This window comes from Pseudoflavonifractor hominis (assembly GCF_014288125.1).
Taxonomy (GTDB): Bacteria; Bacillota; Clostridia; order Oscillospirales; family Oscillospiraceae; genus Pseudoflavonifractor_A; species Pseudoflavonifractor_A gallinarum.
In genome coordinates, this window is record NZ_JACOPR010000001.1 from 547,884 (window position 1) to 555,688 (window position 7,805).

4 protein-coding genes and 1 pseudogene are annotated in these 7,805 nt (G+C 57.6%); 3 read left to right on the top strand and 2 right to left on the bottom strand.

The features are described from left to right. Positions 1-59 precede the first annotated feature (59 nt). Together H8S34_RS02610 and H8S34_RS02615 are read right to left on the bottom strand one after the other, a co-directional pair. On the bottom strand, positions 60-2,531 hold the full coding sequence (locus H8S34_RS02610) for an S-layer homology domain-containing protein (RefSeq protein ID WP_186962950.1): 2,472 nt from the start codon (positions 2,529-2,531) through the stop codon (positions 60-62). A gap of 185 nt (positions 2,532-2,716) precedes the next feature. Continuing rightward, entirely contained in the window at positions 2,717-4,501 is a 1,785-nt protein-coding gene (locus H8S34_RS02615; RefSeq protein WP_186962951.1) for a sigma-54-dependent transcriptional regulator, read from the bottom strand. Between the two features lie 273 nt (positions 4,502-4,774). Here H8S34_RS02615 and H8S34_RS02620 point away from each other — a divergent pair, with 273 nt between their 5' ends. The 3 genes and pseudogenes from H8S34_RS02620 to H8S34_RS15530 all read left to right on the top strand — a co-directional run. After that, positions 4,775-6,130, top strand: a complete 1,356-nt coding sequence (locus tag H8S34_RS02620) for a GntP family permease (protein WP_243207879.1) — start codon at positions 4,775-4,777, stop codon at positions 6,128-6,130. Between the two features lie 84 nt (positions 6,131-6,214). After that, positions 6,215-7,525, top strand: coding sequence for a nickel pincer cofactor-dependent isomerase, group 22 (locus H8S34_RS02625; protein WP_101693930.1), 1,311 nt, complete (start codon positions 6,215-6,217; stop codon positions 7,523-7,525). Between the two features lie 134 nt (positions 7,526-7,659). Then, a pseudogene (locus H8S34_RS15530) lies at positions 7,660-7,805 on the top strand (UxaA family hydrolase); the annotation flags it as partial.

The window sequence follows — 7,805 nt, forward strand, 5'->3', positions numbered from 1 at the left end:
CCCGGGGAAATCCCCGGGGGTGAAACTTATTGTTTTTTCAGCGATCTGTCAATCAGCAATTACTTGCAGATCAGGACGTAGGCAGCGATGTTCTCGTTGTCGCTGTCCTTGATGACCAGGATGTTGTCACCCTTGATGCCGCCGTCCTTCACGGTGATAGCGCCGATGGAGGACTCGGACACGTCGGTGCCGTCCACGTACAGGACCTTGGTGCTATCGCTGTAGCTGAAGGTGCCCTGAGCGTTGGCAACCAGACCCTTGGAAGCAACAGTGGCCTCGCTGGGCTGGATGGCGGAACCGGTGACCTTGGTGATCTCGGTGCCGTTGATGGACACGTTGTCATAGTAGCCCTTGGAGGCAAACAGCTTGCCGTCCTCGGAGGTCAGAGTGGTCTTCTCACCCTTGTAGATGACATCGTAGGTGTAGGTCTTGTCATCGGAGGTGCCGGTCACGGTGGGGTTCTTGTCCAGGACATAGACACCCTCGGTGGAACCGGTCATATCGCTGTCGCTGATGAAGACAGCCTTGGCGATGTTGTTCTTGTCAACAATAGCGCTACCGGTCTTAACGGTGATCTCCTTGGGCACGTTGGCGATACCGGTGTAGACGGTGTAGACGTCGTTGCCGCGGTCGATCACGAACACGGTCTGAGCATTGGCCAGAACATCGCTCTTGATCTGGGTCTTGCCCTTCTCAATGGTGGTGCTGTTGATGCTCTTCTCGGTCAGGTCGGTCAGAACCAGCTTGTAGACGCCCTTGGAGTTGACGCTGTAAGCGTAGATCTTACCGTTGTCGGGCTTCTCCTTGGTGCCAGCGTTGTCATAGTAGGCGTTGACAACCTCGGTGGTGCCGTCGGTCTTCAGGATCTTGGTGTTGGCGTAGCCGCTGACGCTGCTGAAGCTATCCACAGCCAGGACCTTCAGGTACTCGTCGGCAGCAGCCTCGGCGTCGGTGTAAACCACGTAGCCAGCGTTGTCCAGGTAGAAGGTAACCTTGTCGCCCAGCTCAACAGCCTCGTTCAGGTTCTTGGCATCCTCGTTGACGCCCTTCACCAGGCCAGACTGCTCGTAGGTGGTGTCGTCGGCAGTGACCTTGTTGCCCTTGATGGAGGAGACGGTCACCTCGACGGACTTGGCGGGCTCAACAAACTCCTTGTTGCCGATCTTATAGAAGAAGACATAGTCGTCCTTCTTCACGTCAGCGAAGCCGTTGATGTCCTTGGCAGCCTTGGTGCTGCTCAGGCTCTTGTAGGTGATGCTATCAGCGGGGTTGACAGCGCTGACGTTGATGGTGCCGTCCTTGCTGTCGTTGTAGCTGGTGACCTTACCGAAGGTCTTGACCAGCTGCAGGGCATAATCCACAACACCGTCATCGTTGTTGTCGATGAAGGTCAGCTCCTTACCAGCCTCGTTGGTGGTCAGAGGATCGTTCTTGGTGCTGTCGCCGGAGCCAGTAGTACGGATGGCATAGTTGACATACCACTCGGTGCTGCTGTTGGTCTTCAGGTTGTTGTCGTCCAGGTAGTCGGCGATCTTCTTCGCAGAGTCCTTACCAGCGGTCAGGACAGCCACGTTGTTGGTATCGGACTCCAGAGCGTTGCCCAGCACGACGGCCTTGGAGGTCTGAGTGCTGTTGGCATCGGGCTGCACGAACATGGTCACGGTCTTACCAACCATGTCCAGATCAGTGGACACCTTGAAGGCGCCAGTGCTGTTCAGGCCCTTGGGAGCGTCGTTCAGCTGGACATAGGTCTTGCCCTCGTCCTGCACGCCGGCGCCATTCAGAGCAGCGTACTCGTTGGCCAGAACGACACCCTCAACCTTGACGGCCTTGAAAGCCTTCTCCAGCAGGGTCTCGCCGGTCTCCTGACGCTGGGTGTTAGCCACGATCTGACCGTTGGTGCTCACACCGGGAACGATCTCGTACTTCACCATCTCAGCGTTCAGAGCGTTGTAGATCATCTGAGCAGCCTGGTCACGGGTCAGGGCAGCGGAGGTGTTGATGGTCTCCAGGCCCTTGTACAGGCCGACCTGGTTGGACAGAACGTCAGTGCTGACCTGCCAAGTGGCGCCGCCGATTCCCTCGTAGGTGGTGTTGTAGCCCACGGCCACCAGCAGCATCTTAGCAGCCTCGGAGCCGGTCACCTGAGCGGAAGGAGCAAAGGTGTTGTTGCCCTTGCCGGCGATGATGCCCTGCTGCACGCAGTAGGCGATGTACTTCTCAGCCCAGTGGCCCTTGGTGTCGGTGAAGCTGGTGGTCAGGTTGCCCAGGGTGGGCTCCTTACCGCCGTTCAGGGTCACGCAGATCAGGCGGGCGAAGGAAGCGCGGTCGATGTTCTGAGTGGCGCCGTAGGAGCCATCGGGCAGACCGGCAATGATGCCCAGCTCGGTGACCATGGACACGGCGTCCTTGTTGACGATCTCATCCTTATCGGTGAAATCGTTGAAGCTAGCAGCGCTGGCGGTAGCCATCATACCAAGAACCATGGTAGAAGCCATACCAACACTGAGCACTCGCTTCAGGTTGTTCATGTGGAGTTCCTCCTTTAAACATTTTCCCTCGGAGAGGCAATGCTCTCCCTTGGGTTCGTTCCTACTATACACGTCAAAGAAAAAAAGGTCAATAGATTTCCCGCATCCGTAACACAAGCGTAATCTTTCTAACAGAATCCGGTTTTATTTCCTCCTGCCCCCTGTGTTTCCTTATATATAAGGTATCAGTGGGCTGTGCGGGTCAAGCGCCAGAGTGTGGTGCGGCTGATGCCCAAACGCTTGGCGGCGGCGGTCTGATTCCCGTCCAGCTCTTCCAGGACGCGGAATACGATGTCCTGGTCGATCTCGGCCAGTGTGCGGTTCAGGTCCAGCGGTGCACAGACCCCCTTTGTGGCAGGCGAGAGCACACACTCATACCGCTCTTTTTGCAGAACCCGCCGAATATCCTCGGCCCGGATGGTCTGCCCCGGCGCAGTGGTGGCCGCCTCTTCCACGATCCGCTGGAATTGGATGTAGTTATGGGGCCAATGAAATTCCTGAAGCAGTTCAATGGCCCGCTCCTCCGCCCCCAGGACAGGATGGGGTGCATTGGCATTCAGCCGCCCCAGAATCAGGTGCAGCATGGTGGGAATCTCACCGCGCATCATACGCAGAGGCGGAAGATACAGCGAGAGTGCGCCCAACCCATTGAGCCACTGTGCGCCCTCGGCGGAGATCTGCTCTCCCTCCTGCGAGACACACGAAATGATGACATGATTGCGCCGGCACACATCGGTCTCCTTCAGCACACCGATCAGCTGGTCTCTCCGCTCGGGAGAGAGGGACTGGACATGTGCGATGTGGATCACATGTCCGCTGTCCAACAGCGGGGAATTGTGATGTTCTAACAGGAAATTCCAACCCTTTTCATGGAGCAGACCGCAGTGGATGGATACCAGCGCGCTTCCCCGATAGGGTCCCTGCACATATAGCAGGTGGACGACGGTCTCTTTTCCGGTCCCATCTTCCCCGCAGAGAACCAGCGGCGCGGTATTCCCGGCAAAATACCGGATCTGCTCCCGCAGTTCATGGCCGGGCAGGCACTGCATGCGTTCGGCAATGGCATCCTCTGCCTCCTGCCGGGAGAGATAGGAGATCCCCATCTGTGCCGGCCCCAGGGGAATCCGGCGCTCTTCCACAAAGAAAGCGGTATAGCTTTTGCTTCCAAAGAGTACACGTCTGGCCTGGATGGAGTAGCGCATGGCGTTGATGTGCTTGGTCAGTCCCCGCTCCTCCTCCATGCCGGGCAGCAGGAGGGCCCCCCGCAATACTTCGAGCAGTTCCGGTGCCAGATTCTCCATGGTGGAAAAGAACACCTCGCCGTTCTGGTTGTCCAGCACCACAATTTTTCCCGCCTGTCCCCGCAGGATCTCCCGGAAAAAGCTGTTTTCCTGCCGCAGGCGCTCATGGCTGCGGCAGAGGCTCAGCGTCTGCTCCAATGCCTTTCGCAGACTTTCGATCCCGGACGTGATCAGAATCGCATTGAACCCCAGCCGCCGGGCAATGATACTGGCCGTCATATCGCACAGCACGGTATCATACTGCTCTGTCTGCAATTCCCGCAGCTTTGGCTCCAGCGCATCCAGGGATTCCACCGTGAAAATATCCACGTGGTAGTTGAGCAGGTCGCACAGGACTTTTGCACTGATGGTAATGTTGGCATAGGCCACCATGGCCACCTTCCCCCGGATGCCGTTGGACAGGCGCAGTGCGCAAAACACATCATAGAGCGAGATCTCCACCTCTACCACAGGCAGTCCTTTCCCCTGGAGAATACTGGCCGTACCGCCTCTGGAGAGGATCACATCATAGTCGGTGTGAAAATAGTGCTCCGCGATCTCCACACCCTTTTCCATGTTCCCCACAAATACATCCATGCTCACCTGCGGATACTCCTCGGCCAGGTTGTACAGGAGCGTCTTCATTCCCTCATAGGGTACGACTCCAAGTACCCGTACATTTTGTTCCATCAATGTCCCCCCTACACCGTTTCTTTTTGAAATCAATTTTACCACATAACCAAAATAGAGACAATATTTTTTCCGCTCGTTTCAAAAAGAAACAAAATATCGGTTTAGCTCCAATTGCAAGAATAGACAGTTTTCGTTACAATAGACTTGATCAAACTGTTGAGATTTTCCACGTCTCCACAGTTGGGACTGGACACAAGGAGGGGATTGCCTTTTTGATCAACTAAGTACCCACTATCACTACAAAGAGGAGAGAAGTAAATGAATAGCACTATGTTAGTTGTGAATCTGGCCATCTCCATTGCGCTGATCATTGGCCTGATTCTCATCCCCAAGCTCAACCCCATGGTCAGCCTGGTCATCGCCAGTGCCTACATGGGTATTTCCTGTGGTCTTGGCGTTCTCACCACTATGGATACCATCGCTTCCGGCTTCGGCAGCATGATGACCAGCATCGGCCTTCCCATCGGCCTGGGCGTCCTGCTGGGTCAGCTGATGAGCGACACCGGTATGGCCCAGAAAATCGCCACCACCCTGGTCCATGCCGTTCCCTCCAAGTTCGTCATGTGGGCTCTGGCTGGCGCCGGCTTCCTGCTCGCCATTCCCGTGTTCTTTGATATCACCTTTATCATCCTGATCCCCATCGGCATCGCCGTGGCCAAAGAGATCAATAAGCCCATGGCCTATGTCAGCACCGCCCTCATCATCGGCGACGTGATCGCCCAGACCTACATCCCCCCCACGCCCAATCCGCTGGCCGCGCCCGACCTGCTGGGCTACAGCCTGGGTACCCAGATGGTGGTCGGCCTGATTGTGGGTGTCATTGTGCTGATCCCCTCCATGCTCATCACCACCAAGGCCCTGGACGCCGGCCTCTTTAATGATGAGAAGGACGTCAACCACGAGGTGGATGTGCTCAAGAACCTCTCGGAGCACGAGGCCAACCGCAAGGATCTGCCCCAGCCCTCCTTCGCTCTGTCCATGGTGCCTCTGCTGCTGCCCGTTGTGCTCATTCTGATCAGCTCCGTGCTTCAGGCCACCGGTGCTCCCGCCGATTCTCTGGCGGTCTCCCTGCTGAGCAACAAGATCTTCACCCTGCTCATGGCCGTTCTGGTGGCCTACGTCGTGGCCTGGAAGTACATCGGCCGCAAGAAGGCTGAGGCCTCCGCCAACAACGCCCTGGGTACCGCTGGCGTGGCGCTGGCCATCACCGGCGCGGGCGGATCCTTTGGCAGCGTGATCGCCGCCACCAACATCGGCGACGCCCTCATCAGCGCCCTGAACATCGGCACCGGCTCCGTGGTGAGCGTGCTGCTCTTTGCCTACTTCATCGGCTTTATCTTCCGTGTGGCGCAGGGCTCTGGTACCGTGGCCGGCATCACTGCCATGACCATCATGTCCACCATCGCCCCCTCCGTGCCCGTGCATCCCGTGTGGATCGCCATGGCCTGCCTGGCCGGCGGTATTTCCATCGGCCATGTCAATGACTCCGGCTTCTGGGTCTGCACCAACCTGTCTGGCTTCACCGTCACCGGCGGTCTGAAGACTTACACCTGGCCCATCTTCACCGTGACCGTGTTTACCCTGATTGCCGCCATTGTGGGCGCTCTTCTGCTCCCCATGGTATAATCATTTACCTCCATTCGGCCACCTCTCTTTGGAGGTGGCCGAATCTGCCCCTCGCCCTCCACGATTTCAGAAAGGAGCTTTATCATGGCCTTTGAAAGCAATCCGAACAGTGTTGTGGAACAGCTCTGTCAGAGTGTCTCCCTTCCCAAGATGGTGCGTGTTCACCAGAAGTTTGACTCTACCCACTTTGAGCCGGAGGAACTCCCCGCGGTAGTTCACGCCCAGCTGGAGCGGGAAAACATCCGCAAGCAGATCCGTCCCGGCATGTCCATCGCTATCACCTGCGGCAGCCGCGGCATCGCTAACATTGCCATCATTGTCCGCGCCATTGTTGACTTTGTAAAGGAGTGCGGCGCAAATCCCTTCGTCTTCCCCGCCATGGGCAGCCACGGCGGCGCCACCCCCGAGGGCCAGCTGGAAGTTCTGCGCAGCTATCATGTGACCGAGGAGACCATGGGCTGCCCCATCCGTGCGACCATGGAGACGGTCTACCTGGGCGATACCGTGGAAGGCAAGCCCGTTTTCAGCGACAAGTATGCCCATGAGGCGGACGGCGTGATCCTCTGCGGCCGCATCAAGCCCCACACCTCCTTCCGCGGCCCCTACGAGAGCGGCCTGCTGAAAATGGCTGTGATCGGCATGGGCAAGCAGCACGGCGCGGAGTCGGTCCATGAGTCCGGCTTCCAGAACATGGGCCGCATCATGCCCCAGTTTGCCCGCGTTGTGTTTGACCACACCAACATTCTGGCCGGCGTCGGTATCATCGAGAACGCCTATGACCAGACCTACAAGATCGCCGCGCTGGACGCCCAGGAGATCTGGGAGCAGGAGCCCGCCCTGCTTCAGGAGGCCAATCGTATGATGGGTCGTCTCTGGATCGAAAAGACCGACGTCCTGGTCGTGGACCGTCTGGGCAAGAACATCTCCGGCGACGGCATGGACCCCAACGTCTCCGGTACCTTCGGCAGCCCCGGACGTCAGCGCAATGAAGTCCCCGGTCCCATCTGCGCTCAGCGCACGGTGGTTCTGGACCTGACGGATGAGAGCCACGGCAATGCCAACGGCATCGGTGTGGCCGACGTGACCACCAAGCGTCTGGTCGATAAGACCGACGTGGACATCACATATCCCAACGCCCTCACCTCTACTCTGGTCAACATGGTAAAGATGCCCATCTTCTCCCACAGCGACCAGGGTGCCATCCGGCTGGCTGTCCGGATCTGCAACGAGATCGACAAGGCTCACCCCCGTATCGTTCGTATCGCCAACACCATGGAGATCGGTCACATCTGGGTCTCCGAGGCGCTGATCGACGAGGTTAAGGCCCATCCCAACATGGAGTTGGAGGGCGAACCGGAGGAATGGCCCTTTGATGAAAAGGGAAATCTCTGGTAATTTCTTTTGCGGCTCCCTTTCCATTCCCCTGCCGCATTTGGGGATGGTTGCAGCAGGCCACCCAAATGCGGCAGCGGGAGCTTTTATTCTGATTTTACGCGCTTGAGCGCCTGGAGGTTACTATGCGTAATGCAATGATCATTGATCCAAAGGACAATGTAGCCGTGGCCATTGAGGCCATTCAGAGCGGCGACACGGTCACCTACCTCAGCGGCAACGAGGAGAAGACCCTCACCGCCCGGCAGGACATCACCATCTATCACAAGCTGGCTGTCTGCGA

Excerpts from the sequence above, each read along its gene's own strand:
- H8S34_RS02615 (WP_186962951.1), bottom strand. The coding sequence starts at position 4,501 with ATGGAACAAAATGTACGGGTACTTGGAGTCGTACCCTATGAGGGAATG.
- H8S34_RS02625 (WP_101693930.1), top strand. The coding sequence starts at position 6,215 with ATGGCCTTTGAAAGCAATCCGAACAGTGTTGTGGAACAGCTCTGTCAG.
- H8S34_RS02610 (WP_186962950.1), bottom strand. The coding sequence starts at position 2,531 with ATGAACAACCTGAAGCGAGTGCTCAGTGTTGGTATGGCTTCTACCATG.
- H8S34_RS02620 (WP_243207879.1), top strand. The coding sequence starts at position 4,775 with ATGTTAGTTGTGAATCTGGCCATCTCCATTGCGCTGATCATTGGCCTG.